The organism is Parafrankia sp. Ea1.12 (assembly GCF_900465275.1).
Lineage (GTDB): Bacteria > Actinomycetota > Actinomycetes > Frankiales > Frankiaceae > Parafrankia > Parafrankia soli.
This window is the reverse complement of sequence record NZ_UBIZ01000328.1, coordinates 1-16,829: the sequence shown is the minus strand read 5'-3', so window position 1 is coordinate 16,829 and position 16,829 is coordinate 1. Positions and strand designations below refer to the sequence as shown.

The 16,829-nt window shown below is 71.8% G+C and carries 13 protein-coding genes, 2 tRNA genes and 3 pseudogenes; 8 read left to right on the top strand and 10 right to left on the bottom strand.

The window, feature by feature from the left end; translation table 11 throughout:
- Window positions 1–25 precede the first annotated feature (25 nt).
- From FMEAI12_RS17805 to FMEAI12_RS17795, 3 genes and pseudogenes are all read left to right on the top strand, one after another.
- Entirely contained in the window at window positions 26–661 is a 636-nt protein-coding gene (locus FMEAI12_RS17805; protein ID WP_112106908.1) for an NTP transferase domain-containing protein, read from the top strand.
- 141 nt (window positions 662–802) lie between these two features.
- A pseudogene (locus FMEAI12_RS17800) lies at window positions 803–2,832 on the top strand (xanthine dehydrogenase family protein molybdopterin-binding subunit).
- Window positions 2,833–2,843: 11 nt separating this feature from the next.
- Complete coding sequence (locus FMEAI12_RS17795) at window positions 2,844–3,563, top strand: SRPBCC family protein (RefSeq protein ID WP_112106907.1); 720 nt, start codon at window positions 2,844–2,846, stop codon at window positions 3,561–3,563.
- On the opposite strand, the pseudogene FMEAI12_RS17790 reads toward FMEAI12_RS17795, so the two are convergent.
- Window positions 3,560–3,757, bottom strand: a pseudogene (locus tag FMEAI12_RS17790) ((2Fe-2S)-binding protein); the annotation flags it as partial. The gene FMEAI12_RS17795 and the pseudogene FMEAI12_RS17790 overlap by 4 nt on opposite strands.
- A gap of 82 nt (window positions 3,758–3,839) precedes the next feature.
- Entirely contained in the window at window positions 3,840–4,583 is a 744-nt protein-coding gene (locus tag FMEAI12_RS17785; protein WP_112106906.1) for an ankyrin repeat domain-containing protein, read from the bottom strand.
- A 130-nt stretch (window positions 4,584–4,713) separates the two neighbouring features.
- On the opposite strand from FMEAI12_RS17785, the gene FMEAI12_RS17780 reads away from it, so the two are divergent.
- A complete protein-coding gene (locus FMEAI12_RS17780) occupies window positions 4,714–5,040 on the top strand; it encodes a thioredoxin family protein (protein ID WP_200835326.1) in 327 nt (108 codons plus the stop codon).
- 464 nt (window positions 5,041–5,504) lie between these two features.
- Window positions 5,505–5,585, top strand: a pseudogene (locus FMEAI12_RS38300) (recombinase); the annotation flags it as partial.
- Window positions 5,586–5,817: 232 nt separating this feature from the next.
- Here FMEAI12_RS38300 and FMEAI12_RS17770 read toward each other — a convergent pair.
- The 4 genes from FMEAI12_RS17770 to FMEAI12_RS17755 form a co-directional block, all read right to left on the bottom strand.
- Window positions 5,818–5,908: transfer RNA gene (locus FMEAI12_RS17770), tRNA-Ser, on the bottom strand.
- Between the two features lie 155 nt (window positions 5,909–6,063).
- A complete protein-coding gene (locus FMEAI12_RS17765; RefSeq protein WP_112106905.1) occupies window positions 6,064–8,502 on the bottom strand; it encodes a [protein-PII] uridylyltransferase in 2,439 nt (812 codons plus the stop codon).
- A gap of 165 nt (window positions 8,503–8,667) precedes the next feature.
- Window positions 8,668–9,006 carry a P-II family nitrogen regulator gene (locus FMEAI12_RS17760; RefSeq protein WP_020463624.1) on the bottom strand — a complete coding sequence of 113 codons (339 nt, stop codon included), beginning with the start codon at window positions 9,004–9,006 and terminating at the stop codon, window positions 8,668–8,670.
- A complete protein-coding gene (locus tag FMEAI12_RS17755; protein ID WP_112106904.1) occupies window positions 9,003–10,286 on the bottom strand; it encodes an ammonium transporter in 1,284 nt (427 codons plus the stop codon). Before FMEAI12_RS17755 ends, FMEAI12_RS17760 begins: the two co-directional genes overlap by 4 nt.
- A 470-nt stretch (window positions 10,287–10,756) precedes the next feature.
- Between FMEAI12_RS17755 and FMEAI12_RS17750 the strand changes: the two genes are divergently transcribed.
- Window positions 10,757–12,010, top strand: a complete 1,254-nt coding sequence (locus tag FMEAI12_RS17750) for an NlpC/P60 family protein (RefSeq protein WP_112106903.1) — start codon at window positions 10,757–10,759, stop codon at window positions 12,008–12,010.
- 322 nt (window positions 12,011–12,332) lie between these two features.
- Here the strand turns inward: FMEAI12_RS17750 and FMEAI12_RS17745 are convergent, their stop codons facing one another.
- Complete coding sequence (locus tag FMEAI12_RS17745; protein ID WP_041254947.1) at window positions 12,333–13,016, bottom strand: metal-dependent transcriptional regulator; 684 nt, start codon at window positions 13,014–13,016, stop codon at window positions 12,333–12,335.
- A gap of 331 nt (window positions 13,017–13,347) precedes the next feature.
- Between FMEAI12_RS17745 and FMEAI12_RS17740 the strand changes: the two genes are divergently transcribed.
- Complete coding sequence (locus tag FMEAI12_RS17740; protein ID WP_020463628.1) at window positions 13,348–13,572, top strand: DUF3039 domain-containing protein; 225 nt, start codon at window positions 13,348–13,350, stop codon at window positions 13,570–13,572.
- A gap of 199 nt (window positions 13,573–13,771) precedes the next feature.
- A tRNA-Arg gene (locus tag FMEAI12_RS17735) sits at window positions 13,772–13,844 on the top strand.
- Between the two features lie 78 nt (window positions 13,845–13,922).
- Here FMEAI12_RS17735 and FMEAI12_RS17730 read toward each other — a convergent pair.
- The 3 genes from FMEAI12_RS17730 to FMEAI12_RS17720 form a co-directional block, all read right to left on the bottom strand.
- The gene (locus FMEAI12_RS17730; RefSeq protein ID WP_112106902.1) at window positions 13,923–15,206 is read right to left on the bottom strand and encodes a site-specific integrase; all 1,284 of its coding nucleotides are present in this window, start codon (window positions 15,204–15,206) and stop codon (window positions 13,923–13,925) included.
- Between the two features lie 80 nt (window positions 15,207–15,286).
- The gene (locus FMEAI12_RS17725) at window positions 15,287–15,469 is read right to left on the bottom strand and encodes a helix-turn-helix domain-containing protein (protein ID WP_112106901.1); all 183 of its coding nucleotides are present in this window, start codon (window positions 15,467–15,469) and stop codon (window positions 15,287–15,289) included.
- An 86-nt stretch (window positions 15,470–15,555) separates the two neighbouring features.
- Window positions 15,556–16,815, bottom strand: a complete 1,260-nt coding sequence (locus FMEAI12_RS17720; protein ID WP_112106900.1) for a DUF3631 domain-containing protein — start codon at window positions 16,813–16,815, stop codon at window positions 15,556–15,558.
- Window positions 16,816–16,829 lie beyond the last annotated feature (14 nt).

Sequence of the window (16,829 nt, the reverse complement as noted above, 5' to 3'; positions counted from 1 at the left end):
GACCGACGGGACCAGACTGGCCGGCATGACCGGACACGCACCGGCCCGGATCGTCGCGGCCGTGCTCGCGGCGGGCGGCGGCAGCCGGATGGGCGCGCCGAAGGCCGAGCTCGTCGTGGCCGGGGCGCGGCTGGTGGACCGCGCGGTGGCCGCCGCGCGGGACGCCGGCTGCCGCTGGATCATCGCGGTGGTCCGGGACGGCACGGCCGTTCCAGGCGCGGACGTCGTGGTGAACCCTGACCCCGGCCGCGGGCAGCGCAGCTCGCTCACACTCGCGCTGGACCGCGCCCGCGGCCCGGCGCCCACTGCCGATACGGCGGGGGTAAACGCGGTCGCGGTGCTGCTGGTCGACACCCCCGGGATCGGCGCGGACGCGGTGCGCGCCGTCCTGGCGGCCTGGCGGCCGGGCCGGGTCGCCGTCGGCCGCTACGGCGGCCGGCGCGGACATCCGATCGTCATGGCGCCGCGGCTGTGGCGCGAGGCGATCGCGCTCGCCGGTGCCGACGAGGGTGCGCGCCGCTTCCTCGCCGCGCACCCGGATCTGGTCGACGAGGTGCCGGTCCCGGGTGATCCCGCCGACCTCGACACCCCGGAGGATGTACGGCGCTGGCCCGGTTCCCGCCCGTCCGCGGCCGGCACCGCCGCGGACGCGCCCTCCTGAGCGGTCGCCCAACATCGTCGAGCCCGGACGGCTAGAGTCGTGCGCCGGCGGCATGTGAGACGTACGCGACATCTGTGACGTACGCGGTATGCCGGCTATCCGACCGTCCGGCCGTCCGGCGCACGAACGGAGCAGGTGCTCATGCGCGAGACCACCGCGGCGCGTTATGCGGGCACCCGGGTCCAGCGGGTGGAGGACGGGCGCCTGCTCACCGGGCACGGCACGTTCGTGGACGACGTCCGGCGGCCGGGCATGCTGCACACCTGCTTCGTGCGCAGCCCGTTCACCCACGCCCGCGTCACCCATGTCGACATCTCGGCCGCGCTGGACCTCCCCGGTGTCCACGCCGTGTTCCTCGCCGCCGATCTCAACCCGGACATCCGCGAGCAGTGGTACACCTCGATGGGCAAGGACATCCCGGACACGCCCCGGCCGGCGCTCGCCTCGGACGAGGTCCGCTTCGTCGGCGACCCGGTCGCCCTGGTGATCGCCGAGAGTCGGTACATCGCCGAGGACGCGACCGAGCTGGTCGAGGTCGACTACGACCCGCTGCCCGCCGTCGCCGACTACCGCGACGCCGAGACGGCGGACGCCCTGGTGCACGAGGCCTACCCCGGCAACGTCGCCGGGAGGATGGGCGGCCCGCCGCCGGCCGCGGCCGAGGAGGTCTTCGCCGCCGCGGCGCACGTCGCCGACGAGACCATCTACCAGCAGGGCTACGCCGCGGTGCCGATCGAGACCCGCGGGCTGGTCGTCGAGTGGTCCGCCGGTGAGCTCACGATCTGGGCTGCGACGCAGGCCCCGCACGAGGTCCGGGCGTTCTGCGCCCGGCTGCTCGACCTGCCCGAGCAGTGCGTCCGGGTCATCATGCGCGACACCGGCGGCGGCTTCGGCCAGAAGGTCATCCCGCTGCGCGAGGACATGTGCGTCATGCTGGCGGCCCGCAAGGTCCCCGCCGCGATCAAGTGGATCGAGGACCGGCGCGAGAACCTGATGTCGGCCGGCCAGGCCCGCCACGAGCACGGCCGGGCGCGGATGGCGTTCGCCGCCGACGGCGAGATCCTCGCCGCCCACATCGACCACGCCCAGGACGTCGGCTCCTACCCCAGCCCGTGGCCGGTCGGGACGTCGGCGGCCGTCGGGATGATCTTTCCGGGCCCGTACCGGATCCCCCAGGCCACCTGGTCGACGGTCTCGCTGTTCTCGAACACCAGCGGCCGGACGGCCTACCGGGGCCCCTGGCAGTTCGAGTCGATGGCCCGCGAGGTGCTCCTCGACATCGCCGCCCGGCAGATGGGCCTCGACCCGGTCGCGCTGCGCCGGCGCAACCTGCTCGGCCTGGCCGACATGCCGTACGTGAACCCGTGCGGGATGCCCTACGACCACATGTCCCCGCGGGAGACCTTCGACCTAGCGTTGGAGATGCTCGACTACGGGGCGTTCCGCCGCGAGCAGCACGAGGCCCGCGCGGCCGGCCGCTACCTCGGGGTCGGCACCTGCAGCTATGTGGAGCCCACCTCGACCGGGATGGGGTACTACGCCACCGAGGGCGCCACGATCCGCATCGAGCCGTCCGGCGCGGTGAACGTCTATGTGGCCGGCGGCTCGACCGGCAACAGCATCGAGACGACGGTGGTGCAGCTGACCGCCGACGCGCTGGGCGTCGACCTCGACCAGGTCGCCACGATCCAGGGCGACACGGCGGTCACGCCGTTCGGCGCCGGCACCGCCGGCAGCCGCAGCGGCTCAAGGTCACGCTGCTGCGCCACATCGTCGGCGAGGACGTCGGCCCGATGATCAACCCGAACGTCGTCGAGGGGCAGATCGCCGGCGGAACCGTGCAGGGCATCGGCGGCGCACTGCTGGAGAACCTCGCCTACGACCCCGACGGCAACCCGCTCGCCTCGACGTTCGTCGACTACCTCCTCCCGACGACCACCGAGGTCCCGACGATCGAGTACGGCCACCTGGAGACCCCCGCGCCCGACCCGGGAGGCTACAAGGGGGTCGGCGAGGGCGGCGCGATCGGCTCGGCCCCGGCGGTCGTCAACGCCGTAGCCGACGCGCTGGCCCCGTTCGGAGTGAAGATCACAAGTTTGCCCGCCAGCCCCGCGACGATCGTCTCGCTGCTGGAGAAGGCGCGCCGGTCGTCCGCGGCGCCGACACCGTGAGGACATAAGCAGTGGAGCTGACCAACGAGTTCCGGGTCGCCGTGCCGATCGACCGGGCATGGGACGTGCTGACCGACCTCGAACTGATCGCACCGTGCATGCCGGGCGCCGAGCTGTTGTCGGTCGAGGGCGAGGAGTACCGCGGCGCGGTCAAGGTGAAGGTCGGGCCGATCACCGCCCAGTACAAGGGCAAGGCCACCTTCCAGGAGAAGGACCACGCCGCCCACCGGGCCGTGATCAGGGCTGACGGCCGCGAGACCCGCGGCCAGGGCAACGCCAGCGCGGTCATCACCGCCACCCTCACCGAGGACGGCGACGCGACCGCCGTCCGGCTCTCCACCGACCTCACCATCTCCGGCAAGGCCGCGCAGTTCGGCCGCGGCGTGCTCGCCGACGTGAGCGCCAAGCTGCTCCGGCAGTTCGTCCAGTGCCTGGAGAGCAACGTCCTCTCCGCGGCCCCCGCCTCCGTACCCGACTCAGCACCTGACGACACTCCCGTTGCCGCGGCGGACGTTCCCGCTCCTCACCAGGAAGCTGCCACGCGCCCCGCTCCGCGCCCGGCCGGCGGGGACATCACAGCCGCCCGCGCGGAGGCGCGCGGCCAGGAGCCCGTCCCGGTGAACCTGCTCGGGACGATCGCCGTGCCCGTGGCGAAGCGGATGGCACCGGTCGCGGCGGTGCTCGTCGTCGCCCTGTGGCTGATCCGGCGCGCGGGACGGCCCCGGTGCTAACCGTCCGCGCTGGTTGCACCGGTGGCCGCGGCGCGGCGCACCGCCTCGAGGATTCCCTGGTAGCCGGTGCAGCGGCAGTAGTTCCCCGACAGGCCCTCGCGGATCTCCTCGTCCGACGGGCTCGGGATGTCGCGCAGCAGCGCGGTGATGGAAATGACGAAACCCGGGGTGCAGAAGCCGCACTGCAAGCGCCTTCGCCGGGCCCACCCGGCTCAGTGGACCGGCAGGGGTGCGGTGGTCAGTGGAGGCGGTGTGCAGAGGATGCGCTGGTGTTCGTCAGCACTGTGTCTTGCTGGTGGTTCCGGTGGACCGGGCGCCGCGGTGGTGCAGCCAGGCGACGAGTTCGTTGGCTCCGGTGCGTTGGGCGGCGTCGAGAGGTGTCAGGTCGTCGTAACCGACCCAGTTGATGTCGGCGCCGTGGTCGAGGAGGTATTCGGCGGTGCGGCGTTGGCCGCCGTGGCAGGCGCTCCAGAATGCGCGGGTGGTGTCTTCGGCGGTCGGGGGCGGTGTCGCGTCGAAGGCGGCGGTGAGGCGGTCGAGCAGGTCGAGGGCGGCGGCGTGCCAGAGGGTGGTGCTGGCGCCGCGTTCGACGAGCCGCCGGGCGGCTTTCCACTGGCCGAAGGCGCAGGCGTCGTCGAGCGGGGTGCCGCCGCCGATGACCGCACCTTCGGCCTCGATGTCGGCTCCGGCGTCGAGCAGCGCGTCGAGGACGGCGACGTCGTCGCTGCTGGCGGCCCAGTGCAGCGGGGTTTCCGTGTGGGGCCCGGTGAACCGGGCGTCGACGTCGGCGCCCGCCTCGACCAGGGTGGCCACGGTGGCGGGGCCGTTCGGGTAGTGGCCGGGCCAGTCGGTGGCGACGTGAAGCATGGTCCGGGACATCCCCTGGTCCCCCTCGTCTCCGAGGTGAACGGTGGCAAGTTCGGGGTGGTCGGCGAGTAGCTGGCGCAGTGTGGGCAGGTCGCCGGCGTGGACGGCGGCGACCGCGGCGACGGCGCGCGGGTCGTCGGTGCTGATGAACACAGCCGGTCCTCTCGCTTTGTGACCGGCACGTGCCGGCGGCGGGCGTCGTCGCCCGGGTCGAGTGTTGCCGGGCGTGAAAGGTCGGTCAACGCTGGTGTGGGCCACTCGCTCTGACCGGACGGAGGCGAGGGTGACGGTGCTTGTCGAACTGCTCTATGTCACGGACTGCCCGAACTACCGGCCGTTGCTGGCCCACCTGGGTTACCTGCTGACACGTGCGGGCGTGCACGAGCCGGTGCGGCTCGTCGAGGTCGAAGGTCCCGAGAGGGCGCGGACGCTGCGGTTCCTGGGCTCGCCGACGCTGCGGGTCGACGGCCGCGACGTCGACCCGTCGGCGGCGAGCCGGATCGACTACGGGTTGCAGTGCCGGGTCTATCCCACCGCCGACGGCTTGCGCGGCAGTCCGCCGGACGACTGGGTGCTCGACGCGGTCACGGACGCCGCCGGGGGCCGCTAGCTGGGGCGGCCTTCAGGACCGACGCCACTCGGGCGCGCAGCGGGGGACCCGCAGGCCCAACTCACCGAGTCACCGAGTCACCGAGTCACCGAGCAGAGTCACCGAGCAGGGCGGCGAGGCCAGGGCTTTCGGTCTTTCGGTGTCGAGGGCGCCGAGCAGCAGGCGCTCGTGCGGTTGGGGCGGCGGAGTCCCAGCGTGGACCGTCGCCCCGCCCGCCGCCGACCACCCGCCACGCCGCCACGCCGCTTCCCGCGCTAGGCCGCCGGTCCCGGGGTGGGGCAGCGGGGCCGGCGGTCGAGGCGGGCGCTCCCGGCCGCACAGTCGCCAACTCCGGGAGTGGCCAGGCAGCACCCAGCTCGCCCCCTGCCCTACCTCTAGCCGGGTAAACCCGGGGCGGGCAGCTTGCCGCCGGGCCGGGCTAAAGAGGTCGGGGCCGAGCTCGGCCGGGACCTGTTGTCCCCGCATTGTCCCCGCGGCGGCTGCACGACCTGCGGCACTCGTCGGCGTCGATCCAGCTTGCGGCCGGGGTCGACCTGGCCCTGGTCTCCAAGCGGCTCGGTCACTCGTCGTCGTCGATCACCGCGAACCTGTACGTCCATCTGCTGCGCTCGGCGGGGCAGCAGGCGGCGGAGACGGTGGCCGCGGCGATCCCCCGTCCAGCGCGACGTCCGCACCATGTCCTCACCAGCGATGGTGAGAGCTCGGGGATTTCAGAGAGCGGAAAAGAAGTACCTGGTCAGAGGCCCGTCCGTGCTGGACGGGCCCGACCGCGGGGGGCGGAGGCTCGGGGATTTGAACCCCGGAGGGGGTATAAGCCCCCAACCGCATTAGCAGTGCGGCGCCATAGACCGGACTAGGCGAAGCCTCCTGAGTGTGCGTCCCAAGCATAGCGTCCCGCGCGGCGAACCAGACCCCGCCCCTCCCGGCGTTTGACGGGACATGTCGCTCGCCGGGCGCGAGCGGGGCGCGAGCCGGGCGACCGAGGCCGTCTGGCGGGCCAGCCCCGGTCGTCCCCGCGGGGGGTTAGCCGGGCTCCCCTGTGTCGAGCGCGGCCATGACGGCGGTCGCCACCTCGGCCCGCCGCGCGCTACCCAGAAGTCGCGGGATGGCGAGGCCGGTCACGGAGGCGGCGGACGCCGCGGCCACAGACTCGACAGACGCAGAGGTGGCCGACGTGGAGATGGTGGCCGAAGAGCTGGCCGTGCTGGCCGTGGAGGCAGCTGTGACCGGGGCCGACGAGTCCTCGACGTAGAAGGCGTCGACGACGTCCAGGCCGAGGGTCGCGACGATCGCGGTGCGGACGTCCAGACCGGCCTCGGCCAGCGCGCCGGTGATCCGGTGCAGCACCCCGGCACGGTCGGGGGCGCGCACCTCGATGACCGTCGTCGAGCCGGAGTCGTCGAAAATCACCTGAGGTGCCCCCGGCGTGTTCCACCGACGGGTGGTGGCGTAGTCCTGTTCCCGGCCGGCCAGGCGGGCGGTGACGTCGAGGGTGCCCGCCAGGGCCGCGCGCAGGTCGTCGCGCAGCCGCTTCGGGTCCGGGCGGTGCCCGTGCGCGGACGCGACGGCGGCCTGTAGCAGCGAGCGGCCGCCGGCGCCCCGCGCGGAGGCGCGGCGGACGTCCAGCCGGTTGAGCGCGAGGACGCCGGCGGTGGTCGCGAGCAGGCCCACCCGGTCGGCGGTGACGACCACGATCTCGAACATGCCCTCGTCGGGGAGCGGGTTGACCTGCACGGTGAGGTCGTCGGGCAGCGCGAGCAGGGCGGTCTGCCGTTCGGTGAGCGCGGGCGGGCACGGCGGTGCCTTGCCGTCGAGCACGGCGGTGGCCCGGTCGACGAGGTCGGTGACGAGCCGGGCTTTCCAGGCGTTCCACGCGGTCGGGCCGGTGGCCTTCGCGTCGGCTTCGGTAAGCCGGTGCAGCAGGGTGAGTACGCGCACGCTGCCAGCTGCGGCCGCCACCGACTCGATGGTGGCGACGTCGTCGATGTCCCGCCGGGTCGCCGCCTCGGTCAGCAGCAGGTGATGGCGGACCATCTCGACCAGCACCTCGGTGTCCTCGGGCGGCAGGCCCAGCCGGGGCGCCAACGTCTGGACGATGACGATGCCGGCGTCAGTGTGGTCTCCCGGGTACCCCTTGCCGATGTCGTGCAGCAACGCGCCGAGCAGCAGCAGGTCGGGCCGGTCGACGTCCCTGGTGTGGGCGGCGACGCGGGCGGCGGCCTCGATCAGGTGCCGGTCGACGGTGTAGCGGTGGTAGGGGTTGCGCTGCGGCTTGCTGCGCACGGCCGCCCACTCGGGGATCAGCCGCACGAGCAGCCCGACCTGGTCGAGGGACTCCAGCACCCGCACCGCGGCGTCCCCGGTCGCCAGCAGGCTGACCAGGTCGTCCCGGGCGGCCTCGGGCCACGGCTCGGGCATCGCCGGCGCCTCGCGGCCGAGCCGGTCGATGGCGTAGCGCCCGAACGGGACGCCGGCGCGTGCCGCGGCCGCGGCCGCCCGGAGCACCAGCCCGGGGTCGGTGGCGGGTTCGGCGTCGCGGGCCAGCTGGATCTCCCCGTCCTGTTCGACGACGCCCTCGTCGAGGGGCCGTCGGACCGGCCGGCGCAGCCGGGAACGGATCTTCGAGCGTTGCGCGGCGGCCACCCGGTACCAGGTCGTGTCCCACGTCCAGGAGATCGTGCGGCCGGCGTCCGAGATGGCCCGGGACAGCGTGACGGAGTCGGGGTAGCCCAGTGCCGCGGCCACCGCCGTGCCGTCCTGCAGGAGCAGGCGGTCCTGCGCGCGGCCGTGGCTGAGCCGGCGCACCTCGCCGCGGGCGTCGAGCAGCACCTGGTAGGCGGCCTGGACGCGCTCCGGCGGCGCCTCGGCGACCCAGGCCGCGGCGAGGGCGTGCAGCGCGTGGACGTCCCGCATGCCGCCCCGGGCCTCCTTGAGGTCGGGCTCGAGCAGGAAGGCGAGCTCGCCCATCCGGCGCGCGCGCTCCGCGACCGCCTCGGCGAGCTCGGGCAGGCGGCGCGGTGCGCGTTCCCGCCACCGGGTCCGGACCCGTTCCAGCAGCGTGCCCGCGAGGCCGCCGTCACCACGGATCACGCGGGCGTCGAGCAGGCCGAGCGCCGCCTTGAGGTCGGAGTCGGCGACGGAGACGGCTTCGTCCACGGTGCGGACGCTGTGGTCCAGGCCGACTCCGGCGTCCCACAGCGGGTACCAGATCGCGTCGGCGACGGCGGAGATGTCGCCTCGGCGGCCGTCGTGGACGAGCACAAGGTCCAGGTCGCTGCCGAAGGCGGGCTCACTTCGCCCGTAGCCACCGACCGCGAGCAGCGCGACTCCGGGCCCTGGTTCCCCGAACAGCTCCCCGAGGGCCGCGTCGGCGCGCTCGACCAGTGCCTCCCGCAACGCGGGCCCGGTCACACCGGGAAAAGCGTCCACCCGGCCCCGCAGGGCCTGGAGCCTGTCGTTCACCCGCCACCCCCGTCGTACTGGGTCCTATCCCCCGCACCCGCAGTCTGTCGCGGTTTCTCGCCCGATGTTCACGGTTCCACGGCAAGATGTTCGCCGCGGCGTCACAGTGCCGAAAAGAAAGGGGGCGCGCCGTAACAGGCGCGCCCCCGAATGTTCTTCCCGGGCTTACAGGGCGTCGGAGCCCCGCTCACCCGTCCGTACACGGACGACAGCGTCGACCGGGACAACCCACACTTTTCCGTCGCCGATCTTGCCGGTCTGCGCGGACGTCGTGATCGCGGTGACGAGCTCGTCGACGGCCTCGTCGTCCACCACCACCTCGATCTTGATCTTGGGGACGAAGTCGACCTTGTACTCGGCCCCGCGGTAGACCTCGGTGTGGCCCTTCTGCCGCCCGTAGCCCTGTACCTCGGAGATCGTCAGCCCGTGGACGCCGATGCCCTCGAGGGCGGTCTTGACGTCGTCCACCTTGAACGGCTTGATGACTGCCGTCACGAGCTTCATGCCTTGGCCTCCTCAGGCACCTTGGTCGCGGTGACGGCGGAGGTGAACCCGCTGCCGCCGATGGACGTCAGCCGGTAGGCCGTCTCACCGTGCAGCGCCTCGTCGAGGCCGATCTCCTCGTCCTCGTCCGAGACCTTCAGCCCGATCGTGTACTTGAGCGCGAGGGCGATCAGGGTGGTCACGACCGCCGAGTAGCCCAGCGTCGCGCCGATGGCCAGCGCCTGCTCGCCCACGACGCTCCACGGACCGCCGTAGAACACACCGTCCTTGCCGATCTCGTTGGTGTCGAGGGTGGCGAAGAAGCCGGTCAGCAGCGCACCGAGGACACCCCCGACCAGGTGGACGGCGCCGACGTCGAGCGAGTCGTCGATGCCGACCTTGCCCTTGATGGACGTCGCCAGCGCGCAGATCGCACCCGCCAGCAGGCCGATGGCGATCGAGCCCATCGGCGAGACGAACCCACAGGCCGGGGTGATCGCGACCAGACCCGCGACGGCACCCGACGCGGCGCCGAGCGTGGTGGCCTTGCCGTCCCGCAGCCGCTCGATCGCGATCCAGCCGAGGATGGCCGTGGCCGCACCGATCTGCGTGTTGAGCAGCGCGATCGCGGCGACCTTGTTCGCGCCCAGCGCCGAGCCGGCGTTGAACCCGAACCAGCCCACCCACAGGATGCCGGTGCCCAGCAGCACGAACGGCACGTTGTGCGGGCGGAAGTCGCCGGTAGGCCAGCCGCGCCGCTTGCCGAGGAACAGCGCCAGCACGATCGCGGCGATACCGGCGTTCGCGTGGACGACGGTGCCGCCCGCGAAGTCGAGCGCGCCGCGCTTGAACAGCCAGCCGCTGCTCGCCCACACCCAGTGCGCGATGGGCGAGTAGACCAGGACCGACCACAGCGTGACGAAGATCGCGAAGGAGCTGAACTTCATCCGGTCCGCGGTGGAACCGGTGATCAGGGCGGGCGTGATGACCGCGAACATCATCTGGAAGGCGACGAAGGCGACGTATGGGATCGCCCCGTCACCCGCAGTGAGATCCTGGAGGGCGAAGAAGTCGAAACCGCCCCAGAATCCGTTACCCTCGCCGAAGGCGATACTGAAACCGACGACCGACCACACCAGTGTGATCATCCCCATGCAGAAGAAGTTCTGCATGAGCATGCCGAGCACATTCTTCGCGCGGACCATACCGCCGTAGAAGAAGGCCAGGCCGGGCGTCATGAAGAGCACAAGTGCGGCGCTGACGAGCACCCACGCGGTATCGCCCGAGCTCAATTCGTCCATGTCTCTCCTGTCATTCCCCCCGCGCGCACCGCGCGGACTGCGCTACCCCGGTCCCCGGCCACGCTGCGCTCGTCCCGGTCCTTCGGCCGAAGAGTCGATAAGATCTGTTCCGATCTAGTGTCTTTCCTGTTTCTGACATGTGAAATCGATTAATTGGGCGACCCATGCTCCTCGAGCTTGGACTCAGCGTGGATGTTACGGGACTCTCCGTGTCGTTCGGCGTGCTTCCGTGACTGTACAACTGCATACAGTTACGGTGCGGCGTCGTGACCAGTGTTCCGACGGAGGGCTGCCATAGTGCCGGTAGCCCGTCCCACGAGGCCTGCACTATCCCCCGATCGGGTGTATCTCCGCCCGTTTCGTCCCCGTACGGGGACCCGCCAGGTAACGCCAATGTAAGTACGCCAGCACTCGAAACAGACAAAGGTTCCCACCGGTCGGCAACGCGCCGGACCATTGACGGACGGGGCATGCGCCCGGTCCTCATCACCCTGCTCGGCGTTCTCGCCGCCGGGCCGTCGCTGACCGGCGCGGGCGGTGGCATCGGGGCGGGCATGGCCCGCGCGGAGCCGAACGCGCCCACCCGCGGCGGCGACACCCACAGCGACACCAACAGCGACACCCCCGGCGGCTCCGGCGGAGGGCCACAGGTCGGCCACGCCGAGGACCTCGGAAGCATCGCCGCCCAGATCACCGCGACCCGGGCCCATCTCGACGACCTCAACCACAAGATGTCCGTGGCCGCCGAGCAGTACAACGCCGAACGCATCCGTCTCGCCGAGGCGGAGCGCGCCGCGGCCACGGCCGCCCAGCAGCTGCGAACGGCGGACGTCGCCGTCCGGCACGCTTCCGACCGGCACCGCGGCCTGGCGACGTCGGCCTACCGCTCCGGCGGGCTGGAACAGCTCTCCATCCTGCTCACCGGCGATCCCCGCACCGCGCTCGACCGCGCCGGCGCCGTCGACGCGCTGTCCCGGCGGCAGCGGGCCGCCGAATCCGACCTGCGGCTGGCCCGCCACGACCAGACCGAGGCGAAGCAGGCCGCCGACGAGACCCGCGCCGGCCGGCAACGGCTCGTCGACTCACTGGCCGAGCGCCGGCGCGGGCTGGAGGAGTCAGCCGGCGAGCAGGGCAGGCTGCTGGACGGCCTGATCGCCCGGCAGGCGGAGCTGGAACGCCAGGCCCGGGAACGCGAGGCCGCCGCGCTGCGGGCCCGCAAGGCCGCCGAGGCCGCGGCCGCCGCCGAGACGGCCCGCCAGGCCGCCCTGGAACGTGACCGGCTCACCCGGGAGGCCGGTCTCGTCACGACGGCCGGCAACGCCTTCGCCGCGGCACCCGCCCTGCCGGCCGCGCCACCCCCGACCGGCGGCAGCGGCGGCGCGGCCCGCGCCGTCCAGGAGGCGCGCGCCCAGCTCGGCAAGCCGTACGTCTGGGGTGCCGAGGGCCCGGACAGCTTCGACTGCTCCGGACTCACCCAGTGGGTCTGGGGAAAGGCCGGCGTCAGCATCCCGCACTACACAGGCGACCAGTGGACGGCTGGCCGGCGGGTCACCCGCGACGAGCTGATCCCCGGCGACCTGGTCTTCTTCGGTGCTGACCTCTACCACGTCGGCATCTACATCGGGAACGGCCAGATGATCCACGCGCCGCGTACCGGCGAGGTCGTACGGATCGAGAACGTGTGGTGGTCGACGTTCCAGGGCGGTGTCCGCCCGGGCGCCTGACGCGCCCGGACGCGGTGCCCGACGACGCTCCGGCCCCGGCCCCGTCCCCGCCCCCGGCCCGGCTTGTGCGTGACCCGTGTAGCTCCCCCCCAATCGATGGAGCGAGCTGTGCGGGTCGCGCACGAGGCGGGGTTGGCCGGTGGGCGGGTAGCTGCCCCGCCCACCGGGTGGCGCTCGGACAGACGAAGGGCCGGGCGTCTATGCCCGGCCCGACAGTCAGATCCGCATCCGTACAGATGCTTGCGTGCTGTGGCTCTGTACAGGTGCTGCGTGCCCTGTGCGCCGTGTGTGCTGTATGCCGTGTGTGCTGTCGTTTCCCGGATCAGTGATTGACGTAGACGAGCGCCGCTGTGCTGCGGTCGATCTCGGCCTCGCTGTCGCCGTCCGGCTTGGCGATGTACACCCTGTCGCCGCGCGCGTTCAGGTAGAGCTGTGCCCCGGGCACGATCGCGGCGTCCCGCAGGACGCGCATCGCCTCCTCGTCGGTCTGGAGGCGCTCCGAGATCCAGGCCACCGTCACCGACTTGGTCCCGGTGTTGCTTCGCTCAGCCGACGTGAGCAGGCTCACCGGTGCCACACCAGGCGGCTGCGCCGTCTCGAGCTGCGCCGGGATCTCGTTCCCGAACGGGCACCGCTTCGGGTCACCGAGCAGGACTGTCAGCCGGGCCTCGACCTCGTCCGAGATCACATGCTCCCAGCGGCAGGCCTCGTTGTGGACCAGCGCCCAGTCCAGGCCAATGACCTTGGTGAGGAGCAACTCGGCCAAGCGGTGCTTCCGCATGACCGCCGTCGCTCTGACCAGGCCCTTCTCCGTGAACTGCACGGTCCGGTCGTCGGCGAGCGCGACGAGGCCCTCGTTCGCGAGGCGCGCGGTCGACTCACTCGCGGCCGGCGCGCTCACGTGAAGGCGCTCGACCAGGCGCGCGCGCAGCGGGGTGATGCCCTCCTCCCGTAGTTCATACAGGGTCCGGAGGTACATCTCGGTACTGTCGATCAGTCCAGTCACCGGTCTCCTTCGTCCGCAACCAGAGTACGCCGCAACGCCTGGCAGGAGGAGCCGCATTCCTCTGCGTCCTGATGGCGGAGTGTGGTATGTCCGTGCCCGTTCCGTCACCGTGTCGCTGGCCAGACTGGCTCCTACTCAGAGTATCGATGCAAGTACAACTTGTCGCGGCTACCGCTCACTCGACGAACTGCGTGGCGCGAGCCCGCGGCGTTGCCCGCCTAGGCCAGGGTGAACGTCCGCACCAGCCGCGCCGCGGACGGCTCACGGCCGGCCCGCGGTCAGGGACACCAGTCCGGCGGCTCGGCTGCGGCGAGTACCTACACTCGAGAGTATGAGCACGACTCAGATCGCGCCGGAGACCTCTGACACCCGCTCGGACGAGGGGGATGATCTCTCTCACTACGCGCGCAGGGAGGAGATCGTCCGTGCCTCCATCGAAGGCGGCCGCGTGACGGCGCTGTGCGGGTACAAGTTCGAACCGGTGCGCGACCCCAAGCGTTTCCCGGTCTGCCCCCGCTGCAAGGAGCTCGTGGAGATGGCCGAGCAGCTCGGCTGAGCACCCGTGCCCCGTACCGGCCGTCGGGATCCACGCGCCGGCCGTCCGGGTTCGCGCGTGTGCGCGGGCCCGGGTGGAGTCGCCTTCCCACACCGGTGTCTGGATGCGTAGGCTTGCGAGGCGTTGAGTGATCCCGCCCGGTCGATCATGGAGCCATCGCCAGGCATCCGACCGGCCAGGTGCGGGATCGCCCCGCAGCGCCCCTGTAGCTCAGTGGATAGAGCGACCGCCTCCTAAGCGGTAGGCCGCAGGTCCGATTCCTGCCAGGGGCACTCTCTGACCAGGCAAGGAAACGGCCGCCGGAGTTCCGGCGGCCGCCCTGGTCTCAGTCCTGGTCTCGTTGTACCTCCCTACCGCGCCGGAACGGGTACCCCGGCCGCCCCCTCGTCCCCCTCGTCCCGTTTCGGCTCGGGCGGGAGCCAGAGCAGGCCGGTCATGAGATCGGCGATGCTCGTAAGCACTTCGGTGGGCACGTGCTGGTAGCGGGTGGCCATGCTCGCCTGCGACCAGCCCATGACGTCCATGACGGCGCGGGTGGGGACCTTCAGGACGAGCAGCATGGTCGCCGCGGTGTGGCGTGCGTCGTGGAGCCGCGCCGGGCGGACCTTGGCGCTGGTGAGCAGGTCGCGCCATTCCTCGTAGTCAGCGCGGGGGTCGACGGGTCGTCCGGTGGGCTGAGCGAAGATCCAACCCCCGTCGGTCCACAGATCCGCGGCTGTCGCCTGCTCCGCCTGCTGCTTCTGGCGGTGCAGCTTGAGCCAGGCCACCAACGGCGACGGAAGGCCGATGGTCCGGCGGCCGGAGCGCGACTTCGTTTCCACCACGACCAGACCGCCACCGTGACGCATCGGGCAGTCGGCGCCGCGCTTCCGTCCGCAGGCCACTTTGCAGCCATGCCGCCAGGTGTGCCGCTGGATCGCCCGGCGCACCATCAGGGTGCCAGCCGACAGGTCGAGGTCACGCCACTGGAGGCCGAGAGCCTCCCCCTGGCGGATGCCGAGTGCGAGAGCCAGTGCGAAGCGGACTCCGTTCCTGCGATCCGCCGCGACGGCGAGGATTCGCTTCGCCTCGTCCACCGTGAACGGCTCGATCTCCTCTTCGACCAGCCGTGGCGCTTTGGCCAGTGTGGCCGGATTCCTGACGATCTGCCCTCGCCTCAACGCTTCGTTCAGTGCTGTGCGCAGAGTCCGGTGGGCCTGGTGAACAGTCGCGGGCTTGAGTCCTCTGGATCGCAACTTCGCCCACAGCTTTTCGATGTGCTCGGGCTCCAGTCGGTCAATGCGGTGCGCTCCCAGACCGGGAATGAGGTATTGGCGGACGGCGGTCCGGTATCCGGCGTAGGTCTTCGGCCGGACGGTCGGCGCGGCGATGTTCTCCAGCCAGTGCGACAACCACGATTCCACCGTCGACTTACGGCCGGGGCGGTTGGTACGGCCGGCGTCGCGGTCGTTCTCCAAATTGCGGATCTTCCGGAGAACCTCGGCTTCGGTCTTGGCGTTCACGTGCCGGCGGTCGGGGCGCCCGTCGTCGCGCACGCCCATCGTGACCCTGCCGTGCCAGCGGCCGTCAGCTCCGAGGTAGATCGATGCGGCGCCGTTCGGCGCTCGTGTTCCTTCCTTGCGCTTGCGGGGCATGGTCGGTGGCTCCTTGGGGTGAAGGGGCCGGGGCGCGGCGGGTGACTTTGGCGAGACGGTCGCCGCGCCCCGGGATCGGATCAGTCGCTGAGTCGGGTGGTGTAGGTCGCCAGGTCGGCGGGGCGCAGGCGCCGGAGCTTGCCGATGCGGACGGACGTGATGGCGCCGGTGCGGATGAGTCCGTAGAGGGTGGTGCGGCCGATCGTGAGCTGTTCGGCGGCTTCTTCGACGGTGAGGAGGACCTTGGTCGGGTTGGCAGGCATGGGGTGCTCCTGGGGCACGAAACCGGCGGCGGACGGCGGGCCTGCTCTGCCACCAGGCGGGGCGCGCGCCGGGGTCGGGCGTCCGGTCATACCGGGGCGGTTGGGGGTGCCGGCGGGGTGTCCGTCCCATCCGTCCCAAGCGTCCCGACACTGGTCAGGCTGGGACGGATGGTGGTGGTGGGACGGATCGATCCGTCCCAGGGCGGGTATCCGTCCCGCCCTGACCAGCTCGGGGACGCTTGGGACGGATGGGACGCGACCTGCTCCGGAAGCTCTTCGGGTGGGCAGTAGCGGGCCCATGCGTCGGTGAACGCGGCGCGGTCGTAGCCCTTGGCTTGGGTGCCGTCGGGGAAGCGGATGTTGGCGGAGCGGATGCCGTAGTCGCGGAGCATGACGGCCAGCCGGCGGCCGGTGAGCCCGGCCGGGCCCTGCTCGGTCCAGGGCCCTTCGGGGTCGCCGTTGAGGCGTTGCAGCAGCCGGACGGTGGGAAGTCCCGCGTCGGTTCCGAACGCGCGGCGGCAGTCGAGTAGGAGCCGGACGCGCAGGGAGGTTTCCTCGCCCTCGTCGGCTTCGGCGGTCAGGACGTCCACGGCGCGTCGTGCGCGGTCGGGCCAGGGTCCGCCGGCGTGGTCGGCGACGGCGAACAGCGGTTCCCAGGTGTCGGCGGCGCGGTCTTCGACGGGCATGGCGGGTTCGGCGCGTTCGAGGGTATCGAGGTCGGGGCGTAGCCAGGTGGCGAGGTTCTCGGCGATGGTGCGCAGGGTGGGTCGGTCGCGGCGGTGGCGGTAGGGGGAGACGGTTTCTCCGGGCATGCGGCGGCGCATGCGGATGACGACGGCGCGGTCTTCGATGGTGTCGGGCATGGTGCCGATGCCGGCGAGTGCGGCCATGGCGAAGGTGGGGCAGCGCTCGAGTTGGCGGCCGACGTTGTCCCAGCGCAGCGCGGGCCGGTTGCGCTGGTGTCCGGCATTGAGTAGGCCGCGGAGGTCTTCGTTGGTGTCGGCGGATTTCCCGCCGAAAATGGTGTCGGCTTCGTCCACGAGCAGGGTCGGCGGGTCGTCGTCAATCGATCGGTAAATAGCCGCGGTGCTGGCGTTGACGGTGATGAGCGGGTTGTGACAGGTCGCTTCGACGACGTCGAGCAGGCGGGATTTCCCGCACCGCTTTTCCGGCGCGCGAATGACCAGGCGGGGTGCGTGTGCCCACGCGGGTTGGGCGTGGGTCGCGGCGATCCACAGCACCACCGCATCGGTTGCCTGCGGGGAAGGGAGAACGACGTAGCGCACCAGCGCGGCGCGGAGCGCGTCGAGGATGGCGGCGCCGTCGAGGAGCGGGCGGGGGGTCATGCGGGGATCTGCCG